We start from the raw sequence: 23,227 nt of genomic DNA on the forward strand, positions 1-23,227 counted from the left end.
TCCCACCGGGGCTACCTGGCCCGTCCACGCGTCATACTCTGGTTCCGGCCGAGCCGATCTATGGACAAGGGCCGATGCGATGACCATGCGTATCTACGAACTCGCAAAGGAACTCGACGTCGAGATCAGGGTAGTCATGAACACCATGCATGAGCTCGGCCTGTTTATACGCAGTGCGGCATCGTCCATCGCACCAGAAGAAGAGAAGCAGATCCGCGAAAAGCTTCACCGTGATCCGTGACAAGGGCCAGGGTGCGCATCGCCGCCCGACTACCGGCTGACCGCGAGGGCTGCGGCTCCAACACGCCTCCGGCGGGGGCCTCCGACTCCGGGAAGCTCAGCCTGAGCCTTGACGGTCACCGTGGGTTGGGTGGGAAGCCTGAGCTTCCCGTCTGCCGCCGTCCCGATCAGTGATCTACCAGACCAGGGCCAGGGGGCCAAGGTCGTTCGTCCGGTAGGGCGCTCCACCTTGGCCCCCTGGCCCTGGCCCGGCAGCGCGGAGCGCGGGACGACGGCAGACGGGAAGCTCAGGCGGGGTGAGTGGTGCGGAGTGGTCGCCAAGCCAAGGGCGTGCCCGTTGCGTGCCCGATCCCAAGGTGATCAAGGGGGACTCGCGGTCACCAGCGGGGTGATCGTTGGGGAGGACCAGGTCAGCGGGTTGCCAGGTCGGGCGGGAGGTTCATGATCGGCTTTGCAAGCCGGGTGTCAGGGGTTCGAATCCCCTAGGCTCCACCAGCGAAGACGCCCCCGTCCGGATCTTGGACGGGGGCGTTCGGGCCATTAACGGGCCATTAGGCCACCGGGACGAGCACGCCGCTAGGCCCGTCACCGTCACCGCCGTGCCGCTCCGCTCCGCTTTGATCTTGTCGTTGAGCGCGTCAGCGATCACCGATCGACCCCGCCTCTGAGGTGGCGTGCTCCCTGGACGCGGTCAACACCAGGGGGAGCAGTGGACCAAGCGCCTCAGCCATCCTGGTCGCGCGGTCACTCGCATGGCCCCATGCGCTGTTTGAGTTCGGGGGGAGCTCCGCGCCCGCGATCACGAGGGCGTATGCCGAGCCCCCTGAAACCAGTCAGCCCACGTCCCGTACTCCAGAGACTCGTCAAGCAGGGGCTCACCGACATCGAACACCACAGCGCGGATCACGTTGCCAGATGGCGATCAGGATCAAGTCGTACTCGGTCCCACGCCGGTCGAGCACGACACCACCAACCAAATGGAGCAGGGGCCTCGCGTCTTCAAGGCGCCTGCTACGCCGATCGCCTGCGGCGACCGGCTTCGGGCTGTGCGTTTGGGACAATTCGCGGATGACCAGCCCGCAGGAGGACGCGCCGCAGGGACATGACCCATGGCGGTCACCTCGAGCGGGATATGTGGTTCCTGCAGCGTCGCGGCGGTCTCGTCATCGTGGTCTCGCCGGCGTGGTGGTGTCTACGCTCGTACTCGCACTGTTGGCTATCGGCGCCAGATGGGCGCTTTCGGGCGGGCTGTATGGGTGTACCGACCGCGACGAGCGGCTTGCATCCACTCTGGTTCGATCGGACGTTCTGAGGCTGCATCCTCGTGGTGCCACACTCCAGGACCAATACTCTGGCTGTGATGAGGACGACGGCTTTGCCTACGCCGGGCGCCAGTATCGCCCTACATCCAATGAGGAGAGCATCCTCGCCTTTTATCGAACTCGGGCGCTGGTGGCCGGGTGGAAGCTGTTGAAGGAGAACGCGACGCCGGTTCCTCCGGAGGGGTTGGTAGGGTCGGCGACGCGTCTCTGCTTCACCAAGGCCCTCAACGATGTGACCGGCTATCTATCCGTGTGGTTTCCCAGCGACTTCGGTGACAACACCACCTACTTCGGTGTCGAGGTGACAGCTAGTCACGACGGATCGGCGTGGTGCTGAGGTCCCTCCGTCGGCCAAGCCAGGCGGGAGCGACGTGGCCACCCCAATGGAACGCCTTAGCGGGCACTCCGGCGCTGCGGTCAGGAGCGAGTTAGTGCCCATGTGGTTTCGAAGATCTGGGCAGTGATGCGTTCTAGGCCCCAGGCCTCCGGATCCATTTCGCCCTCGGCTAGGAACCCGTGTTCGTCCTCCAGGTGTTGCCAGCTGTACCGCAGAACCCTGCCGGTGTCTTCGACTTCGATGTGGCGGATGGGCCAGTGTGCCCCTTGATCGATGATCGTTTCGAACAGGAAGAGCCGGTCATCTACCTCATCGTGTCGACCACGCCAGTGGTGGGTCGCTCGACCCGACTCGGCGAGCGCCCTAATCGCTGGGCCGCGCTGGTCCCTCATTACCGGCCACTGCACGGCAGGAGCTTACGGCACGCCCTCAGTGGGCAGCTGGTTACGGATGAAAGTGGCGTTGGCATGGCGGGCGTTCAGGGCCCGATCGTTGCAGCGTGGGGCGTTGTGGGGTGGGGGCTTCTAGGTTTGGACGGTCACGGTGGTGGGGTTGTGAGAGTGAGTGTGAATGCTGGGCCGGGTTCGGTGGGGGTCCAGCCGCTGGCCAGGGCCTGGCGGATTGCCTTGGATACCGTTCGAGGCAGAACTGCACCGGTGGGCAGAAGGAGTAGCCAGTTGCTTGGGTGGGCGCAGGGTAGGGAGACGACCAGCAGTGCGCCCTTTGTATCGGCGGCCTCTACGACGAAGGTCAGGGGAGACTCACCCAAACCTTGGGAGTATGTGGGGCGGCCACGCACCTTCCAGCGGTAAGTGGATCCGTCCAGGACTATGTGCCGGGACCCCTTCTTTGCCAGAGTCACGGGACCTCCGTCATGTCGTGTTTGCAGGTACTGCTGCAGGGTGGGCCAGGATCCGGGGCCGGGCTTTGCTCCGCTGATTGCTGGGTCAGGGGCGTCCCGATCGCTTCTGGGTGAAGCGGACGGTGTCGATTATGGCTCCGATTATGATGCCTGCTATGGCGCCCAGCAGGCCGGTGCCGATTGCGCTGTCGCCGGATTCGTAGCTGTTGCCGAACCATCCCCAGGTTGCTCCCAGGGCCGCGCCTGCCAGTAGACCGACCAGCCATCCGAAACTCATTCGCATAGGGAAACCCTCAGACGTCGACGACAAGTTTCCGTGAGTATGCAGAGGTTGTTGATCTTTGTCGAGTTGGGGGCGGCCGATATTCGGGGTGGGGTTACGGGGGTTGGCGGGTTAGGGCTGCGATGGCGTCCACTGTTGTCAGTGGGATGAGTAGGGCGGCGTCCCAGGTTTCGTCGTCTTGGCCGATCAGGAGGGTTGCCTGGTCGTCGGTGGTCAGTGACCAGAAGACGGGGGTGCCTGCGCAGATGCCCGCTTGTAGGGAGCGTCGGTTGGGCCAGGTTGCCTCGCGGATCTCGCTTAGGCGGGATAGGTCCTTGAGGGGTGCCCAGACGTGTATCTCCCAAGATTCGGACTGCAGGATTAGTAGCGGGGTTGGGCCGGCGTCCATGTCCAGGGTCACTTCGACCATCTGGGGATGGTTGCACAGGGGTGGGCGCCTCTGTGCAGGATTTCCTTTTGGGGCGGCGCGTGAGGGGGGAGGGTGAGTGTATGTGGTTGTGGCTGGTTGTCGGGTTCTTTGTTCTGCTGTTTGGGTTCGGGGCCGTCTACGATTGGCGGCTTCGGCGGCGGGGGCATCGGCTGCGGGACGGGGCGCAGCTGATGGGCGAGGCCCGGGAGAACCGTCGTGACATGCGTGCCTGGTACCGGGGGTCGCACGGGCACAGCGGCGAGGATTTGTCGTGGACGGCTGAGAAGCGGCGGTATCGGCGGTGAGTCGTTCAGGTTCGGGAGCGGCCCACGTAGAGGTTGCGTGCTCGGTAGTAGGTGTCGGACGTCGGGCCGGGCGAGCCTGAGGAGCCCTCCATCTGCAGGTTGATGATTATCCACATTGGCTGGCCGACGAAGTTGGCTCCGCGGTGGCCGCCTACCCAGGAGCCGTCCAGGTAGTAGTGAATCACCAGCTCTAGAGCGGTTGGGCGGGTTCGGTGGTGCGTTCTCTGGTCCAGAGGGTGCGGTAGGTGCCGGGGCGGGTCAGTAGGTCGTCGTGGGTGCCGCGGTCGGTGACGGCGCCCTCGTCCAGGACGATGATCTCGTCTACGGCGTCCAGGCCGGCTAGGCGGTGGGTCACCAGGAGTGTTGTTCGGCCCTCGGTGGCGGCTAGTAGGTCGGCGGTTAGGGCGTCGGCGGTGGCGATGTCCAGGTGTTCGGCGGGCTCGTCCAGTAGGAGGATCGGGAAGTCCGCTAGGAGGGCGCGGGCCAGAGCGATGCGCTGGCGCTGGCCTCCGGATACCTGTGCGCCGTGTTCGCCGACGTGGGTGTCGAGGCCCTGCGGCAGGGAGTCGACCCAGTCGAGGACGCGAGCGCGGTGCAGGGCGTCGCGGATCTGGTCTTCGGTCGCATTAGGGCGGGCCAGGCGGACGTTCTCTCCGATGGTCGAGTCGAACAGGTGGGCGTCCTGGGCGCAGAGGCCGATGACCTGGCGGACGTCATCGCCGCGCAAGGCGCGGAGGTCTACGCCGTTGAGGGTCGCTTGGCCGCCTGCCGGTTCCAGGAAGCGGAGAAGGACGGCGGTGAGCGTGGTCTTGCCGGAACCGCTCGGTCCGACGATCGCGCAGCGGCGGCCTGGGGTCAGGTCCAGGGAGATGCCGTCGAGCGCGTAGGGGGCCTTGGGCGTCCACCGGGCACGCAGGTTCTTCACCGAGAGCGTGTAGGGCGCCGTAGGAAGAGGTGCGGGGTCATCCGGGTCGTGCACTGGCTCGGGGCTGTCCAGGACGGCGAAGACCCGCGTGGCCGAACGGCGGACCCGTTCCATGTACTGGGCGGCCAAGGGCAGCCCGGCCACGACCTCGAACGCGGCCAGCGGCAGGAGGACGATCACCGCGAGCAGCACCCCGTCGAGCACACCCGAGCGGACGGCAGGGAGCCCGACCGCGAGGCTGCCCCAGACGGCCAGACCGCCGGCGAGGGCCGAGATGGCCGCTCCGGCGCCGGCGGTGGTGGCGGACCGGGCTGTGGCGCGGGTGAAGTCGCGGTCGAGTCGCGTTGCCTCGGCGAGTTGTGCGGGGGCGGCGCCGTAGGCGATGAGTTCCGGCGCGCCCTGGAGGGTGTCGACCACGTGCAAGGTCAGCTCGCCGCGCAGGTCCGTCGTCCGGCGTTCGGCACGCCGCGCCATGGCGGACGACAACCAAGGAGCGGCGACACCTGCGAGCAATAGTGCGAACAGGAGCACGGCCCCGGCGGACGGAAGCAGCGCCCAGGCGAGGCCGACGGATGCGCCCCCGACGACGGCGGCGACCACGCAGGGCAGAAGCACCCTGAGGAAGAGGTCCTGAACGGCATCGACATCGGCGACGAGACGGCTCAGGAGGTCCCCGCCACGGAACGACGGAAGCCCGCCGGGCGCCAGCCGTTCCAGCCGTTCGTACACGCGTGCACGCAGGTCGGCCAGGATGCGGAACGTCGCGTCGTGCCCGACGAGCCGCTCGACGTAGCGGAACACGCCGCGTCCAAGCCCGAACGCCCGGACGGCCACGATCGCGACCATCAGCGTGAGCACCGGCGGATGCTGCGCCGCCCGCGAGATGAGCCACGCCGAGGCCGCCATCAGCCCGACACCGCTGCCGAGTGCCAGGACTCCGAACACCACGGCGATGACGAGCCGCCCCCAGGCGGGCCGGGCGAAGCGGAGCAGCCGGAGGATCATGCCGTCACCGCCGCCGGGGCGATGGGGACGGCGCGGTCGGCCACGGCGGCGAGGGCCGGGCGGTGGGCGACGAGGATCACGGTGCGGGTGGCCGCCAGGCGGCGGACGGCGTCGATCACGGTCGCCTCGCTTTCCGCGTCGAGGTTCGAGGTGGGCTCGTCCAGCAGGAGGAGCGGCGCGTCCCGCAGGAAGGCGCGGGCGAGGGCGATGCGCTGCCGCTGCCCGGCGGACAGGCCGAGCCCCCGCTCGCCGAGCGGCGTGTCGAGGCCCAGCGGGAGGACGTCGATGAACTCCAGCGCGTTCGCGGCCGCGGCGGCGGCCCGGACGTCGGCGTCGGACGCGCCGGGGCGGCCGAGCCGGATGTTGGCGGCGACGGTCCCGGCGAACAGGTGGGGGCGCTGCGGCACCCACGCGATCTGCGCGCGCCAGGCGTCCGGGTCGAGGTCGGCGAGGTCGTCCCAGTCGGCCATGACGCGTCCGGTGTCGGGGCGGACGAAGCCGAGGAGCACGGCGAGGACGGTCGACTTGCCGGCCCCGCTCGGCCCGGTGAGCGCGACGGTCTCGCCGGGGTGGACGGTGAGGCTGAAGTCGTCCAGCGCGGGGGCGCCGCGCCCGTCGTAGTTGACCGTCACGCGGTCCAGGCGGAGCGTGGTGCGGACGAGGTCGGGCACGTCGGTGCGCGTGCCGGCGGCGGGCGCCGGCGTCTCGATCACCTCGAAGATCCGCGCGGCGGCGGTGAGGCCCTCGACGCTCGCGTGGTACTGCGCGCCGACCGCCCGCAGCGGGAGGTACGCCTCCGGCGCGAGGATCAGCACGAGCAGCGCGGTCTCCAGGCCCATGCCGCCCTCGACCAGCCGCAGCCCGATCGACACGGCGACGAGCGCGACCGAGATCGTCGACAGCAGCTCCAGGACGAGCGCGGACAGGAACGCGATCCGCAGCGTCGACATGGTGGCGCGCCGGTGCCGGTCGGTGACCTCGCGGATCTTCGCGGCCTGCGCCTTCGCCCGGCCGAAGATCTTCAGGGTGGGCAGCCCGGCGACGACGTCCAGGAAGTGCGCGGCGAGGACGGACAGCGTCCGCCACTGCCGGTCCATCTTCCGCTGGGTGGTCAGCCCGACCAGGATCGCGAAGACCGGGATGAGCGGCAGCGTCACCGCGATCGTCACGGCGGACAGCCAGTCGCCGAGCAGGATCCGCGCGCCGACCGCGACCGGGACGATCACGGCGAGCACGAGCTGCGGCAGGTAGCGGGAGAAGTAGTCGTCGAGCGCGTCGATGCCGCGGGTGGCGAGGGTGGCCAGCTCGCCGCTGCGCTCCCCGGCGAGCCAGCGCGGGCCGAGGAGCAGCGAGTGCGCGAGCAGCCGGCCGCGCAGCTGCGACTTGACCGCGGCGGACGAGCGGTGCGCCGCGACCTCCTGCAGCCACGCGACGAGCGTCCGCCCGGCGACGACGGCGAGCAGCAGCAGCATCGGGGTGCGCAGGTCGGCGAGGGACGCGCCGCCGAGGAACGCCCGGGTGAGCATCCCGGCGAGCAGCGTCGCCTGCGCGATGATCAGCCCGGCGGTGGCGGTGCCGAGCACCACCGACGACAGGAGGAAGATCCGCGTCGTCCGGGCGTACTTCAGCAGCCGGGGATCGAGGGGCTTCATTTCACGGGCTCGCGCACGGGGATGTGGGACGTGCCGATGCGCTTGCGGAACACCCAGTACGTCCAGCCCTGGTAGATCATGACGATCGGGGTGAACACCACCGCGACCCACGTCATGATCGTCAGCGTGTAGTGGGTGGAGGCGGCGTTCTCGGTGGTCAGGCTGTTCGCGGCGCCGAGGGTGGACGGCATGACGTCCGGGAACAGCGCGGTGAACAGCGTGGCGACGGCGAGGACGATGGCGGTCCCGGTGCCGATGAACGCCCAGCCCTCGCGCCCCCGCCCGTTGGCGGCGGCGGCGAACAGCAGCGCGGCGGCGGCGCCTCCGGCGGTCAGCCAGGTCACCGGCTTGCCGTGCTGGAGCTGCGTGATCAGCAGGAAGCTCCCGCCCGCGGCGACGGCGGCGACGGCGGCGATGCCCGCGACGCGGCGGGCCTGGACGCGGATGTCCCCGGACGTCTTCAGCGCGAGGAACACCGCCCCGTGCAGGACGAACAGGATCATCGTGGTGAGCCCGCCGAGCAGGGCGTACGGGTTGAGCAGATCGGTCAGGGTGCCGACGAACTCGTGGTCGGCGTCCAGCGGCACGCCGCGGACGATGTTCGCGAACGCGACGCCCCACAGGAACGCCGGGACGAGGCTGCCCCAGAAGATCGCCTTGTCCCAGCGGGCGCGCCACCGGGGGTCGTCGGACTTGCCGCGGTACTCGAACGCGACACCGCGGATGATCAGCGCGAGCAGGATGGCCAGCAGCGGCAGGTAGAAGCCGCTGAACAGGGTGGCGTACCACTCGGGGAACGCGGCGAACATGGCGGCGCCCGCGACGATGAACCACACCTCGTTGCCGTCCCAGACGGGCCCGATGGTGTTGATGACGACGCGGCGCTCGACGTCGTCGCGGCCGAGGACGGGCAGGAGCATCCCGACGCCGAAGTCGAACCCCTCCAGGAAGAAGTAGCTCGTCCACAGGAAGGCGATGATGATGAACCAGACGGTGGTGAGTTCCATGACCGGCGGCCCTCTCAGTAGGCGAACGCGAGCGAGCGCTCGGAGTCGTCGTCATCGGCGGAGTCCGGCGGCAGGACCTCGTCCTCCGAGGGCGGCCCGGCCTTGGCGTACCTGATCATCAGCCCGGCCTCGATGACCATCAGGACGCCGTACAGCGCGGTCAGCGCGACGACGGAGATCAGCATCGAGCCCGCGCTGACGCCAGGGGAGACGCTCGCGGACGTCTTCAGCACGCCGTAGACCGACCAGGGCTGCCGCCCCATCTCGGTGAAGATCCATCCGGCGGAGTTGGCGATGAACGGAAGCGTCAGCGACAGCACGCCGACCCGGTAGATCCAGGGGCTGGCCGGCAGGCCCCTGCGCCGCAGCAGCACCAGCCCGGCCGCCGAGATCAGCGCGGTGAGGAGCCCGACGCCGACCATGAGCCGGAAGTTCCAGTAGGTGACGGGGACGAACGGCCGGTAGTCGCCGGGCCCGTAGGCGGCCTCCGCCTCGGCCTGGAGGTCGTTGATGCCGCGGACCTCGCCGTCCCAGCTGCCGGTGGACAGGAACGACAGGACGGCCGGCACCTTGATCCCGAAGATCTCCTCGCCGCCGTCCGGGGTGCCGACGGCGAACAGCGACAGCCCGGCGGGCCGCTCGGTCTCGTAGATCGCCTCGGCCGCGGCCATCTTCATCGGCTGCCGCTCGGTCATCGTCTTGCCGAGGAGGTCGCCGCTGATGGCGACGCCGATCGAGGCGACGAGGGTGACGCCCAGCGCGAGCTTCAGCGACGGGCGGAACACCTCGACGTTCTTGCGGCGGGCCAGGTGCCAGGCGCTGACGCCGGCCATGAACATGCCGCCGGTGACGAACGCGGCGGTGATCGTGTGCGGGAACGCGGCGAGGTGCACCGGGTTGGTGAGCACGGCCCAGAAGTCGGTGAGGACGGCTCGCCCGGTCTCCTCGTCGATGCGGTAGCCGACCGGGTTCTGCATCCAGGAGTTCGCGGCGAGGATGAAGAACGCCGAGAGCACGGTGCCGATGGACACCAGCCACATGCACATCACGTGCAGGAGCTTGGGCAGCCGGTCCCAGCCGAAGATCCACAGCCCGAGGAAGGTCGACTCGACGAAGAACGCGAGCAGCCCCTCGATGGCGAGCGGGGCGCCGAAGACGTCGCCGACGAAGCGGGAGTAGTCACTCCAGTTCATGCCGAACTGGAACTCCTGCACGATCCCGGTGACGATCCCCATCGCGAAGTTGATCAGGAAGAGCTTGCCCCAGAACTTCGTGGCGCGCAGGTAGGCGGTCTTGCCGGTCCGGATCCACGCCGTCTCCAGGATCGCGACGAGCGCGGACAGCCCGATCGTCAGCGGGACGAACAGGAAGTGGTACACGGTGGTGATCCCGAACTGCCACCGGGCGATGTCGACAGGGTCCATGCTCGCGGGCCTCCGGCTACTACTACAAGCTGTAGTACTACATGCTGTCAGACATACTACGGGCTGTAGTAGTAGGGGAGGGCGTTCGATGCGTCACAGCCCCCGGGCCGGGTGGCCCGGGGGCTGTGGACGGCTTGCGGATCAGGCGTCGGCGTCGACGACCAGGTCCTTCTCGATCTTGCGGATGGCCTCCCGGTCGGCGTGGATCTGCGCCGCGTCCTCGTGGGCGAGGATGATGTAGCCCATCGTCATGCTGGCGAACAGGTCGGTGCTGGCGTCCACGTGATCGCCCGTGCCCACCACGTGCACCGGCGAGTGGTAGCTCGGCAGGTCGCGGGCCTGGTCGTAGATCTCCGCGTTGCGCACGATGCCGGTCGAGTGCGACATCAGGAACACCGCCATGACGTTCTGCCGCAGCGTGTAGCCGGGCGGCATCTGCGGGCCGAGGCCGCGGCACACGTCCACGATCCGGGTGACCTGGCTCTCCCCCGTGGCGATCTCGGTGACCGCGGGGTTGCCCGCGCCGGCCAGCCGCGCGTTGACCTCCAGCAGCCGCGGCCCGTCCGGGGTCATCATGACCTCGGTGTGCGCCGCCCAGTTGCGCAGGCCCACCGCGTCCAGCGCGGCCAGCCCGTAGTCGATCAGCTCGCCGTAGGCGTCGGTGTCGTACGGCAGCCACTCCACGAAGTCGTAGACCGCGATGCCCTCGCCGAACGGCACCCGCTTGTACTTGATCATGTCGGTGATCGAGTGCCGCCCGTCGTGGCTGACCGTGTCGATGGCGTACTCGGTGCCGGTCATCATCTCCTGGACGAGCACCTCCTCGGCCAGCACGTCCAGCTTGTCGCGGGTGCCGAGCATCGCGGTGAACAGCTCCCGCCAGCCCTGGCCGCCCGGCGCGCGGCTGACCCCGACGGTCCCGGCGCTGGTCGGCGGCTTGACGACGAGGTCCTTGCCCGCGAGCCCCTCGCGCTCGATCCAGGCGGCGACCGCCTCGGGGTCGCGGGTGGAGATCTGCCGCGGGACGGGCAGCCCCGCCTCGGTGAGCGCCTGGTGCATGAGGTACTTGTGGCGCCGCGCGTCCACCAGCTCGGCGACGTTGGAGAACTCGGGCGCGAGCGCGTCCGAGCACTCCTGGGCCAGCCGCAGCGCCGCCTCGACGCCGGGGATGACGGCGATCGGCTTGAGCCCGCCGAGCCGCTCGATGGTCCCGGCCATGTCGCCGTGGTGGTTGATGACCGCGTCATAGGCCCCGGGGTCGTGCGAGGAGTGCAGCGGCGCCAGCGACGGACCCGTGTAGTCCATCACGGCCACCGGGCTGAACCCCGCCTCCCGGAGGGCGGGGGCGACCATCGCCGCCGAGGTGAAGGGCCGCACGATCGCCACGACTGGTCTGTCCATGATGTTCACCCTTGCTCCGGTCTTGCTCCGGTCTTGCTTCGTTGGTTGCGCGGTCACCCGCGGGTGGCCCGCCCGCGACCCGGCCCGGGATGCGAGCGGGGCGCGGGCGGGCGCGTGCGTCAGTCGCCTCCCTTGGACGTGGTCGCGGGCGCCAGGTCCTCGGGCTCGTCGGGGCCGTCCGGACCGTCCGCCGGCCGGGCGCGCGACAGGCCCGCGCCGACCGCGACGAGCACGGCCGCGACGATCCCGAACGAGCCGGTCAGCACCCACACGAAGTCGCCCCAGGAGTGCCAGACGGCGACGCCGATCATCGGGCCGACGGCGTAGCCGGCCTGCTGCGGGACGGTCGCCGCCGCGATGTAGCGGGCCCGCAATTCCGGCGGCGCGATGATGCCGGGGTAGGCCATCATCGACGGCGCCGCGACCACTTCGCCGAACGTCCACACCACGGTCGCGAGGGCGAGCAGGCCGACCGAGGTGGGCCCGAGGTACATCAGGTAGCCGACGCCGAGCAGCGCCATGCCGACCGCCATCGGCAGCCCGATCGGCAGTTTCTGCGTCCACTTCGACAGCAGCACCTCGAAGACGATCACCACGAATCCGTTGATCGCGAGCAGCACGGCGTACAGCCGCTCGGTGTGCCCGATGCTCTGCACGAACAGCGGAAGGGTCGCCGAGACCTGGATGTAGGTGATCGCGGTCAGGAAGAGCCCGACGATGAAGAGGACGAAGCGGCCGTCGGTGAGCACCCTGCGGTACCCGCCTCCGGGGACGGCCTCCGCGACGGTCCCGTCCGTCCCGCCGACCCCGGCCGGGGACTCGCCCGGCGAGCCGGACTTCAGCGCCACCAGCGCGAACAGGCCGAACACCAGCGAACCGCCCGCGTCCGCGTAGAAAAGCACGTCGTACGACGCGTACACGAGCAGCAGCGCCGCACCGAGCGGTCCCAGCGTGGACCCGAGGTTGAAGGTGAGCCGCAGGAACGAGAACACCATGACCTGGCGGTTCATCGGCGTGAGTTCGACGACCCACGCCTGGGACGCGGGCCGGTACGCCTGGTTGAACAGCCCGGCGAGCCCGGCGACGATCACTGCCGTCCACAGGTTCGACGCGTGCACGAGCAGCGCCGTCAGCACCGCCGAGCCGAACATCGACCACACGATGACCAGGCGGTAGCCGATCCGGTCGGCGACCGCGCCGCCCACGGCCGTCCCGGAGATCCGGCCGACCATCAGCGCGGTGAAGGCGACCCCGGCGTCGAACGCGGAGAAGCCCCGGTGGGTCAGGAACAGCACCAGGAACGCGTTGAGGAAGGCCGCGAGGCTGGTGATGAAGTTGCCGACGACGAGGATGCGGACCGTCCTCGGCATCTCCCGTACGGTGCCGAGGACGGTCGCGTGCTCTCCGGTCGCGCTCACGCCGGTTCCCCGGTCTCCGTAGCGCCGGTCTCGACCACGAGAGCGGCGCCGGCGGCCTGGAGCGCGTCATGGCACTCCGGCACGGTGTCGGTCACGGCCGTCGCGAAGGCGATGCGGCCGAGCACGATCCCCTTCGGCGGCGGGGACACGACCGTGCCGGGGAGGACCATCGGCGAGACCTGGTCGATCGCCTCGGGCAGCCGGTTCTGGTCGAAGCCGACCGACGCGATCGTGGTGTCCTCCTCCGCCGGGTAGAAGAAGCGGATGCCCGCGGCCCTGGCGTGCGCCGCCGTGACGTCCGGGGCCAGCCCGCACGCCACCGCCGCCGCGGCGTGGCCGGGATCGACCCCCGTCGCAAGCCTGCCGAGGTAGGGGATCATGTCGCCGCCGAGCCGCCCGTTCACCTCGATGAGCTTCGGGCCGTCGGCGGTGAGGATGAACTCCGTGTGCGTCCAGCCGTCGCGGAAGTCCAGCGCGGTGTGCGCGTTCTGCAGCGCGTCCAGCAGGTCCTTGTCGGACAGCAGGGGGTCGTCGCCCGCGACGACGTGCCCCACCTCCTCCATGTACGGCGGATAGCCGACGACCTTGCGGCCGATGTAGAGCGCGGTGACCTCGCCGTGCCGCACGACGGCGTCGACGCTGATCTCCTCGCCGGTCACGCACTCCTCGACCAGCAGCGGCGTGGGCATGTCCAATCCGACCGGGTCCGGCGCCTTGGCCGAGAGCGAGAACTCGAAGCGGTCGCGGAGCTCGCCGGCGTCCTTGACCCGCACGACGCCGAGGCTGGCGGCGAGGCCGCGCGGCTTCAGGACGACCGGGTAGCCGATGTCCTCGGCCGCGCGGAGCGCCTCGTCCAGCGTCGTCACCGGGGCCGAGCGCGGCTGCGGCACGCCGGCCGCGTCGAGGGCCGCGCGGGTCCGCCCCTTGTCCCGCACCCGCAGGATCGTGTCGGGGCCGCCGCCGGGCACGCCGAGCGCCTCGGTGACGTGCGCGGTCGGCAGGATCCGCGCCTCGTCCCAGCACAGCACGCCGTCGACCGGCTCGCGCTCGGCCAGGCGCAGCGCCTCCTCGGCCATCGCAGGGCCGTCGATGGTGCTCGGCACCACGGTCCACCCGGCGATGTACTCCTTCTCCCAGGTCGGCTCGGCGACGTGGAAGAGGTGCACCCGGAACCGCTCGCTGATCGACCGCAGCAGGTACTCCCGGTAGACCCTCCAGCCCGTCGCGATCACGAGCAGATGGGGGCGGTCGTGTGTCGCCATCGTTGGTTCTCCCTCGATGGGCGCCCGCCCCCGCCGGAACTCCGCGCGCCGGCGGGCGCCCGTATGGCTGGTCAGGACGTGAAGTAGTCCTCGAGCGCGCCGCGCCGGCGGACGTCGAGGGTGGCGCAGTGGAAACCCCCGCCGAACGTGTTGACCGTGCGGAACGGGACGGGGATGGGGGTGAAGCCCTCCTTCTCCAGCAGCCGCAGGAGCTCGGTCTCCTGCGCCTCCACGAAGATGCGGTCCTGGTCCAGCATCAGCGTGTTCATCGCGATCCAGCGGCTGCAGAAGTACATCGTCTGGTCGGCGGGGATGGCGGGCTCGGGGCACACCACCGTGTCCCAGTCGGCGAACATCTCCGGCATCTCGGGCACCCGCTCGGGGTTGATCAGCACCCGGCCGGGCCGCAGCGGGACGAACGTGGCGTTGAGGTGCATCGGGTGGTCGTCCAGGAACGCCACCTCGTGCACCCGGAACTCGTCGCCGAGCAGCCGCCGCACCCACTCGATGCCGAACCGGTTGGTGACGTGGCTGCGCTGGACGAGGATGTCGCGGCCGAACCGCATGAAGTCGCCCGCGTCCACGATCGGCTCGAACTCGGTGATGACGGACGTCGCGTCCGGGAACGGGTCGTCCAGGGACGGCGTCTCGGGCTTGGCCGAGGCGTACCCCGGGTTGTAGGACGCGTCGGTGAGCTGCGGCTTCGGCGCGGCGACCCAGCGGGCCCCGCGCCGGAAGTAGTCCTTGAAGATCGTCCGGAACGGGTGGGTGGCGAAGTAGTACGACCGCCACCCCATCGTCGCCTCGACGATCTGGTCGCCGGCGACGAGCGCGATGTCGCGGGGGAAGGTGTGCGAGGACCCGCCGGTGGACGACCAGTCGGCGGTGCCGAACGACCGCGACTGGTCGACCGGGTCCGGCCGCCGCACCGTCACCCCCTCGCCCTCCAGGATCGACACGAACCCTTCGAGTTCCTCGCGGGCCGCCTCGACCTGCTCCTCCGGGAACCCGCCGCCGCCGTTGCGCCGGTAGAAGTCCCACGCCTCCGGCGGCACCGTCGCCTCGACCGCCGGGTGCCACGGCGGCACCGCGGCCCCGTCGATGACGCCGACGATCACCTCTTCGAGCGGGTCCCACTCGTTGTACGAGCCGACCGGCACCGATTCTTCAGCCATCGTGGGACGTCCTTTCGGCGGTTCGTGCGGTCACGCGCGCCTCGGGCGAGGCCGCCTTCAGCCCGTGCAGCCGGCCCCGCGGCACCAGCAGCACGTCGCCCTTCCCGAGGCGGTGCGGGTTCTCGGTGGCCCACGCGTACACGTCCACCTCGCCGGCGGTGACCTCGATGAGCCGGTCGGTGTCGTGCACGCCGGTGCTGAACGGGTCGTCCGGGCGGAGGGTGCCCGACTCGGCGTCGTCCAGCCCGGCGGACGCAAGCGAGGCCCCGGCCCGGGTGTGGTCGTCGAGGGTGTCGGCCCAGGCGATCTGGGCGCGGAAGTCGGCGTCGCCGAGCCGCAGCAGGAGCTTGGTGTCCTCGATCCCGCGCACCAGCTCGGGGATGACCAGCTCACCGTGGGTGCGGGCCAGCCCGAGCAGGAGGTTCTCGTACGTCATCCGCCCGTGGTGGATGTCGATGTGCGCGTGCTCGTCGCAGTACTTCGCGTCCACCCGGTCGCCGTAGACGGCGCGGAGCATCGCCCCGGTGTCGGCGAACCCCTGGGCGAACAGCCACTCCAGGTAGGTCACCGCGGCCATGTAGCGGAACATCCCGCGGTGGTCCTCGGTGAGCCAGTTGAAGTAGTTCACCCCGACCAGGGAGCTGGTCAGGTAGAAGTTCCAGTAGGCGTGCAGGTCGGTGCGCAGCCCGACGCTCGCCAGCATCTCCTTGAAGATCGTGCTGTGCTTGGCGCCGTACACCCCGTAGCCGAACTCGTCGAGGAAGATCTTGAAGAGCTCGGACTGCTCGGCGCCGTAGGACCCGCCCAGGTTGCGCGCCATCGCCGACGCCTCGGTCAGCGCGTCCAGCGCGAGCTGGATCAGGTGCAGCGCCGCGGCCTCCTCCGGGTGCCGGCACTCGGTGATGGCCCGCATCGTGCCGGTCACCGGCGCCGCCGCGTCCACCGCCGGGTTGTTCCCGGACGCGTCGGCCGGCGCCCCCGCCTCGCCGACCTCGGCGAGGAAGTACGCCTGCAGCTCGTCCAGCGTCCGCACCGCCGGGACGGGGACGGCGTCGTCGAGGAACGAGAAGGCGTAGCGCTCCAGGCCGGGCCGGACCTGGTCGCGGAGCCGCCGCACCTCGTCGCCGTAGAACAGGTCGAAGTCGTCCTTGACCGGCCCGAGGCCCTCGGCGGGCAGCAGGATCATGTCGCTCTCGTAGGCGTTGCACAGCGCCCGCCCCGCGATGAGCTGCCCGGAGCTCAGGAACTCCGCCTCGGTGGCCGGGACGGAGAAGTCCCGGTCGCCGGTGCCGGGCGGGCCGATCGGCCGCCGGAACGGGTTCCCCTCGATGAACACCTCCGGCCCCGGCTGGAAGATCCGCTGCGCGCAGTACTCCGCGAAGGCGGTGGACCGCCCCGTCGTGGTGATCGTCATCGCGCCGCCTCCGTGACATCGCGTTCCGTGCCATCGCGTGCGGGGACATCGCGCTCGGGGCCGGGCTCGCTTCCGGTGCGGACGGTGAACCGGACGCACTCCCCGTCGTGCACCGCGTCCAGGACGACCGGCTCGCCGGGCTGCACGAGCACGGGCACGGGCAGGCACTGGATGGCCTGCTTCCAGTGCGAGTCGTGGCCGGGCGCGTTGTCGAGCGTTATCCCCGGCAGCAGCTCCATCTCGAACCAGAACGCGATCGCGTGCAGCCTGCCGGCGGCGGTGGGGCGGACCCGGAGCTCGGTGCCGCGCGGCGTCGCGTCCGCGGTGCGGAAGTCGAAGTCGAACACGGTCAGCGGGTCCGACAGCGTCCGGTGCTCGTGCCGGTGGAGCCGGGAGTCGAAGTACTCCAGCGTCGACAGCCGGTTGAACGGCGCCAGGTCGAACCCGTAGAGCTTGCCCACGTGGTTCTTGCGGAACAGCTGCTCGCTCTCCACCAGCTGGGCGATGATCCGCCCCCGCGAGGGCATGATCGTCGCGTCCGGGGTGAGCAGGTGCTCGCGGGCGTGCGCGATCGTGCCGAGGATGCCCTCGCCGAGCAGCCCGCAGTCGACGATCTCGGTGACCAGCAGGTCGGCGCGCCGGGGCAGGTCCTCCGGCACCGTCATCCGGGTGGACATCTTCGGCACGACGCTGACCGCGTCGTCGTATCCGGCCACCCGCACGACCCGGGAGGTCGTCTCGGCGACGGGCTCCTGCCCCTCGCACGCCACGACGTGGCGCGCCCCCGCCCGCGCGGCCATCATCGCCAGCAGCCCCGAGCCGGCGCCGATGTCCAGCACCAGCGCGTCCGGGTTCGCCGCCACCGCCTGCCGGATCGCCCGGTCGTAGAGCTCCGCGCGCTCCTCGTCGTGCAGCATCTCCCAGTGCCAGCGGGGGACGGCGCGGCGGACGGCGCGGTTCCGGCCGATCCGCGCCTCCTCGTTGTCGCGATCCAGGCCGAGGATGAGCTCGTACGCCTTGGCGGCGTCCTCGTAGCGGCCCTGGTGGTGCAGGTCGCGTCCCCAGCGCAGGAACTGCGCGAGTTCCAGGTCGTCGTCGGCGTGGATCTCCGGAACGGGATCCATCAGGTCGGATTCTGTCGGTTCCACAACCGTGCCTCCTCGGTTCGGACCAGGTGATGCTGTGCTGGCGGCGCTGTCCGGTGTCATCGGCGCGCGACCTCCCCGGCGCCGACCGCACCGGCCGCCTCGCCCGCGGACTCGGCCGCGCAGGGCGCGTCCGGCGGCAGGTTGGCGAGGACCTCCTTGCGGATGACCGAAATCGGTTCGCCGCCTTCGTCGTCGCCGTCCGGGAGGACGACGACGGCCTCGTCGCCGCTGCGCACCATCGGCAGGCTGGTGCGCTTCACGGCCGCGACGCCGACCTTGGTGCCGTGCCAGGGGCAGCTCAGCCGCCGCCCGTCCGGGGTGCGGCGGGCCAGGCTCAGCGGCCCGCCCCGGTGCGGGCAGCGGTCGAGGACCAGCAGCGCCCGCCCTTCCGTGTGCAGGACGAAGTAGCGGTCGTGGCCGACCAGCACGGTGTTGTGGCGGCTCAGATCCATGACGATGACGCGGGCCATCTGCTCCTCTTGTCGTTCGGGCACGGCCGGGTGACGGTCGGGGACGGCACCGGCATGGCGCGGGCATGCGAAACCGGGTACGGGGTCGGGTGTCCGGTGAGGGTGTGCGGCTCACCGGCGACTTGCGGAAGCGGAGGACGCCGTTCCCGACGACGCCCGGGAGTCGGTCAGCCGTCCGGGGTCACGGCATGGAGCAGGTAGTCGCATGCGGCGGCCGTCGACCGCACGCCGTAGAGCCGGCCGGCCGGGATCAGCACGGCGTCGCCGCGGGCCAGCCGCTCGGGCGGGCCGGTCGGGGTGGTGATGAGCTCCGCCTCGCCGCGCTCGACCTCCAGGACCATGGAGTCGTCGTGGCTGCGCGTCCCGAACGGGCTGTCCGGCGTCAGCGCGACCCGCCGCGGCTCCGGCCCGAGCCGGACCGTTCCCGCGAGGTCCCGGTGCCGGGGGAGGTCGTCCGACCAGCGGATCTGCGCCGCGGTGTCGTCCTCGAACCAGCCGCCGATGAGCCGGGCCTCGGCGACGCCGCGCATCAGCTCCGGCACGACCCGCGGCCCGTGCCTGGCGGCCAGCGCGAGCAGCACCTCTTCCCTGGTGATGCGCCCGTGATGCTCGTCGATATGCGCGTGCTCATCGCAGTAATGCAGATCGACGTTATCCCCGAAGATGTCCCGGAAGACCTTCACCATCTCCACGAACGCGGGCGCGAAAACCGCTTCCGCATACGTCACCGCACCCGCGTACCGGAAGAACTTGGCGTGATCGCGGGACAGGTAGTAATAGTAGTTGTTCGTGGCCAGCGGGCCGGCGAGGTAGAAGTTCCAGTACGCGTGCACATGGGTCGCCATGGCACGGCTGCGCAGCATCTTGGCGAAGATGGTGGTGTGCTTGGCGTCGTAGACCCCGTACCCGAATTCGTCGATGAAGATCTTGAACAGGGCGGATTGCTCGGGTCCGTAGGCGCCGGCGAGGTTGCGCGACATCGCGGACGCCTCGGTGAGGCCGTCCAGCGCGAGTTGCACCAGGTACAGGTCGGCGGCGCTCTCCCGGTCGCGCGCCGCGGCGATGGCGGCCAGGGCGGGCGATGGACCGTTCTCGGCCTCGGCGACGACGTGCTGGAAGTAGGCGTCCAGGACCTCGGGGGTGGCGGCGCCGCTGACGTCCACGGCGTCGTCGAGGCAGGCGAACGCGAAACGTTCCAGGGCCGAGACGGACGATTCGCGGAGTTCGCGCAGCTCAGAGCCGTAGAAGAGGTCGAAGTCGGCGTGCAGGGGGGCGAGTCCCTGCTCCGGGAGCAGCACCGTGTCGGCCTCGTAGAAGGTGCCGAGCAGCCGGTGCGCGCTGAGGGAGCGGTGCGCGGCCCACTCGCCGGCGGCCGGCGGCCGGTCGAAGTCGCCCTCGGCGAGCGCGTCCGGGACCAGCATCCGGCGGTAGGGGTTGGGAGGGTGCAGTACCTGGGCGTCACCCTGGAAGAGCGGGCTGCGGGCGAACGAGATGATCCGCTTCCCCAGGGTGCGGTCGATTTCTTCCTCGGCAGATTGGATTGTCATTTAGTTATACCGTTCACCTGACTACTTCATGGGGTCGGGTGTAGTTGAGTGCGCCTTCCCGATGGTGACGGGAATAGAACGCAAGAACGGTTCGCGGTTCGTTGGCGGGTGGGTCGGGCGTTGCGCAGCGGAATAGGACTACCCCGGATGGTGAACAGAGAGTCCCCCCACGCGGTGGCACGTTAACAAAGGCCGCTGATCCGATCAATGATCAACTTTGACTTTATTGGGAAGATGATCTGGCAACTCTTGTGCGCGGCGGTACCGGTCAGGCCGCCGCCGCATTAGTGGTCTCCCTATCCCGGGCGCGGTCGCCGGCGCGGCCGGCATTCCCGGCGGACGCGCTGACCTCGGTGTTACGCCGTCCGCGGTGCCCCCCGGAGCCCGGTCGCGCCCCCCGCCGGCGGCGGGCCCGACTTCGCCCGGCGCGGAACGGACGCACCCGCCGGACACTAAGCGGGGGGTGCCCCCGTTTAGATGACCGTATTCGGCAGCTTGTGGACATCTCGGGCGCCCGCCGTCGCCGCCTTCGACGAGATGGTCTTGGGGATCGCCCGCGAGGTCGACCGCCAGAGCCCCGTCCCCGCCCGGTGACGCCCTTCTCAGCGGCGCGGGCTCGGCCGGCCCGGGGTCAGGAAGGTGCGGCGGTAGGCGGACGGTGAGGTCTTCATCGCCCGCGCGAAATGGTGCCGGAACGTCGCCGGACTCTCGAAGCCGACCGCCGCGCCGACCTCCTCCACCGGTGTGCCGCCCTCCTCCAGCAGCGGCAGGGCGGCCATGATCCGCTGGGCGATCACCCAGCGCAGCGGACTCGTCCCCGTCTGCCGGTGGAAGTGCCGGAGGAACGTGCGCGGCGCGAGGCGCGCCTCCCGGGCCATCCGCGCGACCGTGATCGGCTCGGCGAGGTGCGCGAGCGTCCACGCCATGGCGCGGGCGACCGCGTCGTCCTCCGCGGGCGGGGTCACGGCCGCCTCCACGAACTGCGCCTGCCCGCCCTCCCGGTGCGGCGGGACGACCAGCCGCCGCGCCACCGCGTTCGCGATCCGGGCACCGTGGTCCTTGCGGACGAGGTGGAGACACAGGTCGAGCCCGGCCGCGCTCCCCGCGCCGGTGAGGACGTCGTCACCGTCCACGTACAGGACGTCCGGGGTCACCCGCACCTTCGGGAAGCGGCGCCGCAGCAGGTCCGCGTGCCGCCAGTGCGTGGTGGCCTCGCGCCCGTCGAGCAGGCCCGCCGACGCGAGCGCGAAGGCGCCCGAGCAGATCGACACGACGCGGGCGCCGCGCGAGTGCGCCGCCCGCAGCGCCGCGACGACCTCGGGCGCGGGGTCGCTCCGGACGTCGGGCACGGCGACGACCATGACCGTGTCCGCGGACGCGAACGCGTCGAGGCCGTGCTCGGCCGTCATCGTGAAACCGCCGACCGCGCGCATCGGGCTGCGCTCCGTAGAACAGACCAGCAGCTCGTACCAGGGGACGCCCACCTCCGGCCGGGGCAGCCCGAAGACCTCCACGACCAGGCCGAGCTCGAACGGCGCCATCCCGTCGAACGCGAGCACCGCCACCGTGTGCCGCCGCGCCGGGGGAGTCACGAGCATGGCGAGATCTTAACGAGGGTAGGCATTCACGCCACTGTTCGGCCGGATCGCCACGACCGCAGGATTGAGACGCCCGCAGGAGACCCCCATGCCGAGGAGCACCGATGAGCGCCTTTCCCCCTGCCGCGTCCAGCGCGGAGGCCGTCCGCCACTTCGCCGCCCGCCTGTCGTTCGAGACCGACGTGTCGGACGTGGCGGCCCACATGGGCACCGGCGCGATCGTCGTCGTCGACACGCGCAGCACCGAAAGCTGGGACCAAGGCCACATCCCGGGTGCCGTCCACCTGCCGACCGCCGACATCGCCGGCCATGCCGCGACGCGCGTACCCGGCGGCACGACCGTCGTCGTCCATTGCTGGGGCCCCGGCTGCAACGGTGCGACGAAGGCCGCCCTGGAGTTCGCCAAGCTAGGCTTTCCGGTGAAGGAGATGATCGGGGGCTTCGAGTACTGGGCCCGCGAGGGGCTCCCGGTCGAGACCGGCGAAGGGGTCGTCCGGCGCTCCCCCGACCCGCTCACCGCCCCAGCGGCCGCCGTCTCCTGTGACTGTTGACACGCCCGGAAACCGCTGACGCCGAATGTTCCGGCGGGGACAGGGCATAAGGAGGCGGTCCGGCGACGTTAGACTCTAGGAATCACTCTCGGCGCCCCCATGGCGTCAGGCTCGTCCTTGTAGCCCACTCAGTCCGTGGTGCCTCCCGAGACGTGCCCCCCTCTCGGAAGGTAATGCGTGACCACAGCTGCCGCTGCACAGAACCCGTCCACGCCCGCGACCGCGGACGAAGAGCGGGTTCCCTCCTTCACCGAGCTCGGCCTGCCGCCGGCGCTGGTGACCGCCCTGACCCGTCAGGGCATCGACTCCCCGTTCCCGATCCAGGCCGCCGCGATCCCCGACGTCATGGCGGGGCGCGACGTCCTCGGGCGCGGTAAGACGGGCTCCGGCAAGACCCTCGCGTTCGGTCTGCCGCTCCTCGCCCGCCTCTCCGGCCGCAAGGCCGCGCCGAAGCGCCCGCTGGCGCTCATCCTCGTGCCGACCCGCGAGCTCGCCCAGCAGGTGCAGACCAACCTGGAGCCGCTCGGCCGCGGGCTCGGGCTCCACTTCAAGACCGTCATCGGCCAGACCTCGATGTTCAAGCAGATCGACGCGCTGCGCCGCGGCGTCGAGATCCTCGTCGCCACCCCCGGCCGCCTCAAGGACCTGATGCGGCAGGGCGCCTGCGACCTGTCCGACATCGAGATCGCCGTGCTGGACGAGGCCGACCACATGGCCGACATGGGCTTCCTGCCCGACGTCACCGACATCCTCGACGCCGCCAAGCCCGGCGGGCAGCGGCTGCTGTTCTCCGCCACCCTCGACAAGGACGTCGACGTCCTGGTCAAGCGCTACCTGAACGACCCGGTGACGCACGCCATCGGCCCGGTCGACGAGTCCGTCGACACCATGGAGCACCACCTCCTGCTGGTCGCGCCCAAGGAGAAGGCCGCCGTCACCGCCGAGATCGCCAACCGCGAGGGCCGGACGATCCTGTTCGCCCGCACCAAGCACGGCGTCGACCGGCTGGCCAAGCAGCTCGTCCAGGTCGGCGTCCGCGCGGCGGGCCTGCACGGCGGCAAGAGCCAGGGGCTGCGCACCCGCACGCTCGCCGAGTTCCGCGAGGGCTCGATCAGCGTGCTGGTCGCCACCGACGTCGCCGCCCGCGGCATCCACGTGGACGACGTGACCCTCGTCATGCACGTCGACCCGCCCGCGGACAGCAAGGACTACATGCACCGCGCGGGCCGCACCGCCCGCGCCGGCGAGAGCGGCACGGTCGTCACGCTCGTGCTGCCGCACCAGGTGCGCGCCACGTCCGCGATGACGCGCCGCGCCGGCATCAACGCGCCCCGCACCAAGGTCACCACCGGCGACGCGGAGCTGGTCAAGCTGACCGGCGCCCGCCAGCCGTCCGGCATCCCGATCGAGGGCCCGATCATCCCCGAGCGTGCGCGCCGCGAGGGCGGCGGGGGCCGGGGCCGCCAGGGCGG

General features: G+C 70.5%; 21 protein-coding genes and 1 tRNA gene. 5 read left to right on the forward strand and 17 right to left on the reverse strand.

The window, feature by feature from the left end; all coding sequences use genetic code 11:
* Positions 1-79 precede the first annotated feature (79 nt).
* The 3 genes from IEZ03_RS12785 (at position 80) to IEZ03_RS12795 (ending at position 1,899) form a co-directional block, all read left to right on the forward strand.
* Complete coding sequence (locus IEZ03_RS12785) at positions 80-241, forward strand: translation initiation factor IF-2 N-terminal domain-containing protein (protein WP_184890202.1); 162 nt, start codon at positions 80-82, stop codon at positions 239-241.
* 414 nt (positions 242-655) lie between these two features.
* Positions 656-735: transfer RNA gene (locus IEZ03_RS12790), tRNA-Ala, on the forward strand.
* Between the two features lie 687 nt (positions 736-1,422).
* Entirely contained in the window at positions 1,423-1,899 is a 477-nt protein-coding gene (locus IEZ03_RS12795; protein ID WP_184890203.1) for a hypothetical protein, read from the forward strand.
* An 80-nt stretch (positions 1,900-1,979) separates the two neighbouring features.
* Here the strand turns inward: IEZ03_RS12795 and IEZ03_RS12800 are convergent, their stop codons facing one another.
* The 17 genes from IEZ03_RS12800 to IEZ03_RS12875 form a co-directional block, all read right to left on the reverse strand.
* Positions 1,980-2,306, reverse strand: a complete 327-nt coding sequence (locus IEZ03_RS12800; protein ID WP_184890204.1) for a hypothetical protein — start codon at positions 2,304-2,306, stop codon at positions 1,980-1,982.
* A 540-nt stretch (positions 2,307-2,846) separates the two neighbouring features.
* Positions 2,847-3,038, reverse strand: a complete 192-nt coding sequence (locus IEZ03_RS12805) for a hypothetical protein (RefSeq protein ID WP_184890205.1) — start codon at positions 3,036-3,038, stop codon at positions 2,847-2,849.
* Between the two features lie 100 nt (positions 3,039-3,138).
* Entirely contained in the window at positions 3,139-3,453 is a 315-nt protein-coding gene (locus tag IEZ03_RS12810; RefSeq protein WP_184890206.1) for a hypothetical protein, read from the reverse strand.
* Positions 3,454-3,763: 310 nt separating this feature from the next.
* A complete protein-coding gene (locus IEZ03_RS12815; RefSeq protein ID WP_221480956.1) occupies positions 3,764-3,943 on the reverse strand; it encodes a hypothetical protein in 180 nt (59 codons plus the stop codon).
* Positions 3,944-3,948: 5 nt separating this feature from the next.
* Complete coding sequence (cydC, locus tag IEZ03_RS37805; protein WP_221480957.1) at positions 3,949-5,688, reverse strand: thiol reductant ABC exporter subunit CydC; 1,740 nt, start codon at positions 5,686-5,688, stop codon at positions 3,949-3,951.
* Entirely contained in the window at positions 5,685-7,340 is a 1,656-nt protein-coding gene (cydD, locus tag IEZ03_RS37810) for a thiol reductant ABC exporter subunit CydD (protein WP_221480958.1), read from the reverse strand. Before cydD ends, cydC begins: the two co-directional genes overlap by 4 nt.
* Positions 7,337-8,347, reverse strand: a complete 1,011-nt coding sequence (cydB, locus tag IEZ03_RS12825) for a cytochrome d ubiquinol oxidase subunit II (RefSeq protein WP_184890207.1) — start codon at positions 8,345-8,347, stop codon at positions 7,337-7,339. The genes cydD and cydB overlap by 4 nt, the downstream gene beginning before the upstream one ends.
* Before the next feature lie 14 nt (positions 8,348-8,361).
* On the reverse strand, positions 8,362-9,771 hold the full coding sequence (locus IEZ03_RS12830; RefSeq protein WP_184890208.1) for a cytochrome ubiquinol oxidase subunit I: 1,410 nt from the start codon (positions 9,769-9,771) through the stop codon (positions 8,362-8,364).
* Between the two features lie 141 nt (positions 9,772-9,912).
* The gene (locus IEZ03_RS12835; RefSeq protein ID WP_184890209.1) at positions 9,913-11,172 is read right to left on the reverse strand and encodes an ATP-grasp domain-containing protein; all 1,260 of its coding nucleotides are present in this window, start codon (positions 11,170-11,172) and stop codon (positions 9,913-9,915) included.
* Between the two features lie 119 nt (positions 11,173-11,291).
* On the reverse strand, positions 11,292-12,590 hold the full coding sequence (locus tag IEZ03_RS12840) for an MFS transporter (RefSeq protein WP_184890210.1): 1,299 nt from the start codon (positions 12,588-12,590) through the stop codon (positions 11,292-11,294).
* Entirely contained in the window at positions 12,587-13,852 is a 1,266-nt protein-coding gene (locus tag IEZ03_RS12845; RefSeq protein ID WP_184890211.1) for an ATP-grasp domain-containing protein, read from the reverse strand. The genes IEZ03_RS12840 and IEZ03_RS12845 overlap by 4 nt, the downstream gene beginning before the upstream one ends.
* A 71-nt stretch (positions 13,853-13,923) precedes the next feature.
* Positions 13,924-15,027, reverse strand: coding sequence for an amidinotransferase (locus IEZ03_RS12850; RefSeq protein WP_184890212.1), 1,104 nt, complete (start codon positions 15,025-15,027; stop codon positions 13,924-13,926).
* Positions 15,020-16,441, reverse strand: a complete 1,422-nt coding sequence (locus IEZ03_RS12855) for an iron-containing redox enzyme family protein (protein WP_184890213.1) — start codon at positions 16,439-16,441, stop codon at positions 15,020-15,022. The genes IEZ03_RS12850 and IEZ03_RS12855 overlap by 8 nt, the downstream gene beginning before the upstream one ends.
* Positions 16,438-17,565, reverse strand: a complete 1,128-nt coding sequence (locus IEZ03_RS12860; RefSeq protein ID WP_189241190.1) for a 50S ribosomal protein L11 methyltransferase — start codon at positions 17,563-17,565, stop codon at positions 16,438-16,440. The genes IEZ03_RS12855 and IEZ03_RS12860 overlap by 4 nt, the downstream gene beginning before the upstream one ends.
* An 80-nt stretch (positions 17,566-17,645) precedes the next feature.
* Positions 17,646-18,083 carry a Rieske (2Fe-2S) protein gene (locus IEZ03_RS12865; protein ID WP_184878178.1) on the reverse strand — a complete coding sequence of 146 codons (438 nt, stop codon included), beginning with the start codon at positions 18,081-18,083 and terminating at the stop codon, positions 17,646-17,648.
* A gap of 143 nt (positions 18,084-18,226) precedes the next feature.
* Positions 18,227-19,606 (reverse strand): iron-containing redox enzyme family protein, encoded by a 1,380-nt coding sequence (locus tag IEZ03_RS12870; RefSeq protein ID WP_184878181.1) that lies wholly within the window; start codon positions 19,604-19,606, stop codon positions 18,227-18,229.
* A 602-nt stretch (positions 19,607-20,208) separates the two neighbouring features.
* On the reverse strand, positions 20,209-21,204 hold the full coding sequence (locus IEZ03_RS12875; RefSeq protein WP_184878183.1) for a helix-turn-helix domain-containing protein: 996 nt from the start codon (positions 21,202-21,204) through the stop codon (positions 20,209-20,211).
* A gap of 104 nt (positions 21,205-21,308) precedes the next feature.
* Between IEZ03_RS12875 and IEZ03_RS12880 the strand changes: the two genes are divergently transcribed.
* Both IEZ03_RS12880 and IEZ03_RS12885 read left to right on the forward strand, forming a co-directional pair.
* Positions 21,309-21,755 carry a rhodanese-like domain-containing protein gene (locus tag IEZ03_RS12880; protein ID WP_184878185.1) on the forward strand — a complete coding sequence of 149 codons (447 nt, stop codon included), beginning with the start codon at positions 21,309-21,311 and terminating at the stop codon, positions 21,753-21,755.
* Between the two features lie 177 nt (positions 21,756-21,932).
* Positions 21,933-23,227, forward strand: a 1,295-nt coding sequence (locus tag IEZ03_RS12885; protein WP_189241191.1) for a DEAD/DEAH box helicase, incomplete at its 3' end; no start/stop codon positions are given.

The sequence above is a fragment of the Actinomadura livida genome (assembly GCF_014648675.1).
GTDB lineage: Bacteria > Actinomycetota > Actinomycetes > Streptosporangiales > Streptosporangiaceae > Spirillospora > Spirillospora livida.

What these genes read in the sequence shown, in the direction of transcription:
- IEZ03_RS12830 (WP_184890208.1), bottom strand. Translation starts at nt 9,771, where the DNA reads ATGGACCCTGTCGACATCGCCCGGTGGCAGTTCGGGATCACCACCGTG.
- IEZ03_RS12855 (WP_184890213.1), bottom strand. Translation starts at nt 16,441, where the DNA reads ATGACGATCACCACGACGGGGCGGTCCACCGCCTTCGCGGAGTACTGC.
- IEZ03_RS12835 (WP_184890209.1), bottom strand. Translation starts at nt 11,172, where the DNA reads ATGGACAGACCAGTCGTGGCGATCGTGCGGCCCTTCACCTCGGCGGCG.
- IEZ03_RS12880 (WP_184878185.1), top strand. Translation starts at nt 21,309, where the DNA reads ATGAGCGCCTTTCCCCCTGCCGCGTCCAGCGCGGAGGCCGTCCGCCAC.
- IEZ03_RS12860 (WP_189241190.1), bottom strand. Translation starts at nt 17,565, where the DNA reads ATGGATCCCGTTCCGGAGATCCACGCCGACGACGACCTGGAACTCGCG.
- cydC (WP_221480957.1), bottom strand. Translation starts at nt 5,688, where the DNA reads ATGATCCTCCGGCTGCTCCGCTTCGCCCGGCCCGCCTGGGGGCGGCTC.
- IEZ03_RS12845 (WP_184890211.1), bottom strand. Translation starts at nt 13,852, where the DNA reads ATGGCGACACACGACCGCCCCCATCTGCTCGTGATCGCGACGGGCTGG.
- IEZ03_RS12805 (WP_184890205.1), bottom strand. Translation starts at nt 3,038, where the DNA reads ATGAGTTTCGGATGGCTGGTCGGTCTACTGGCAGGCGCGGCCCTGGGA.
- IEZ03_RS12785 (WP_184890202.1), top strand. Translation starts at nt 80, where the DNA reads ATGACCATGCGTATCTACGAACTCGCAAAGGAACTCGACGTCGAGATC.
- IEZ03_RS12810 (WP_184890206.1), bottom strand. Translation starts at nt 3,453, where the DNA reads ATGGTCGAAGTGACCCTGGACATGGACGCCGGCCCAACCCCGCTACTA.
- cydD (WP_221480958.1), bottom strand. Translation starts at nt 7,340, where the DNA reads ATGAAGCCCCTCGATCCCCGGCTGCTGAAGTACGCCCGGACGACGCGG.
- cydB (WP_184890207.1), bottom strand. Translation starts at nt 8,347, where the DNA reads ATGGAACTCACCACCGTCTGGTTCATCATCATCGCCTTCCTGTGGACG.
- IEZ03_RS12875 (WP_184878183.1), bottom strand. Translation starts at nt 21,204, where the DNA reads ATGCTCGTGACTCCCCCGGCGCGGCGGCACACGGTGGCGGTGCTCGCG.
- IEZ03_RS12850 (WP_184890212.1), bottom strand. Translation starts at nt 15,027, where the DNA reads ATGGCTGAAGAATCGGTGCCGGTCGGCTCGTACAACGAGTGGGACCCG.
- IEZ03_RS12870 (WP_184878181.1), bottom strand. Translation starts at nt 19,606, where the DNA reads ATGACAATCCAATCTGCCGAGGAAGAAATCGACCGCACCCTGGGGAAG.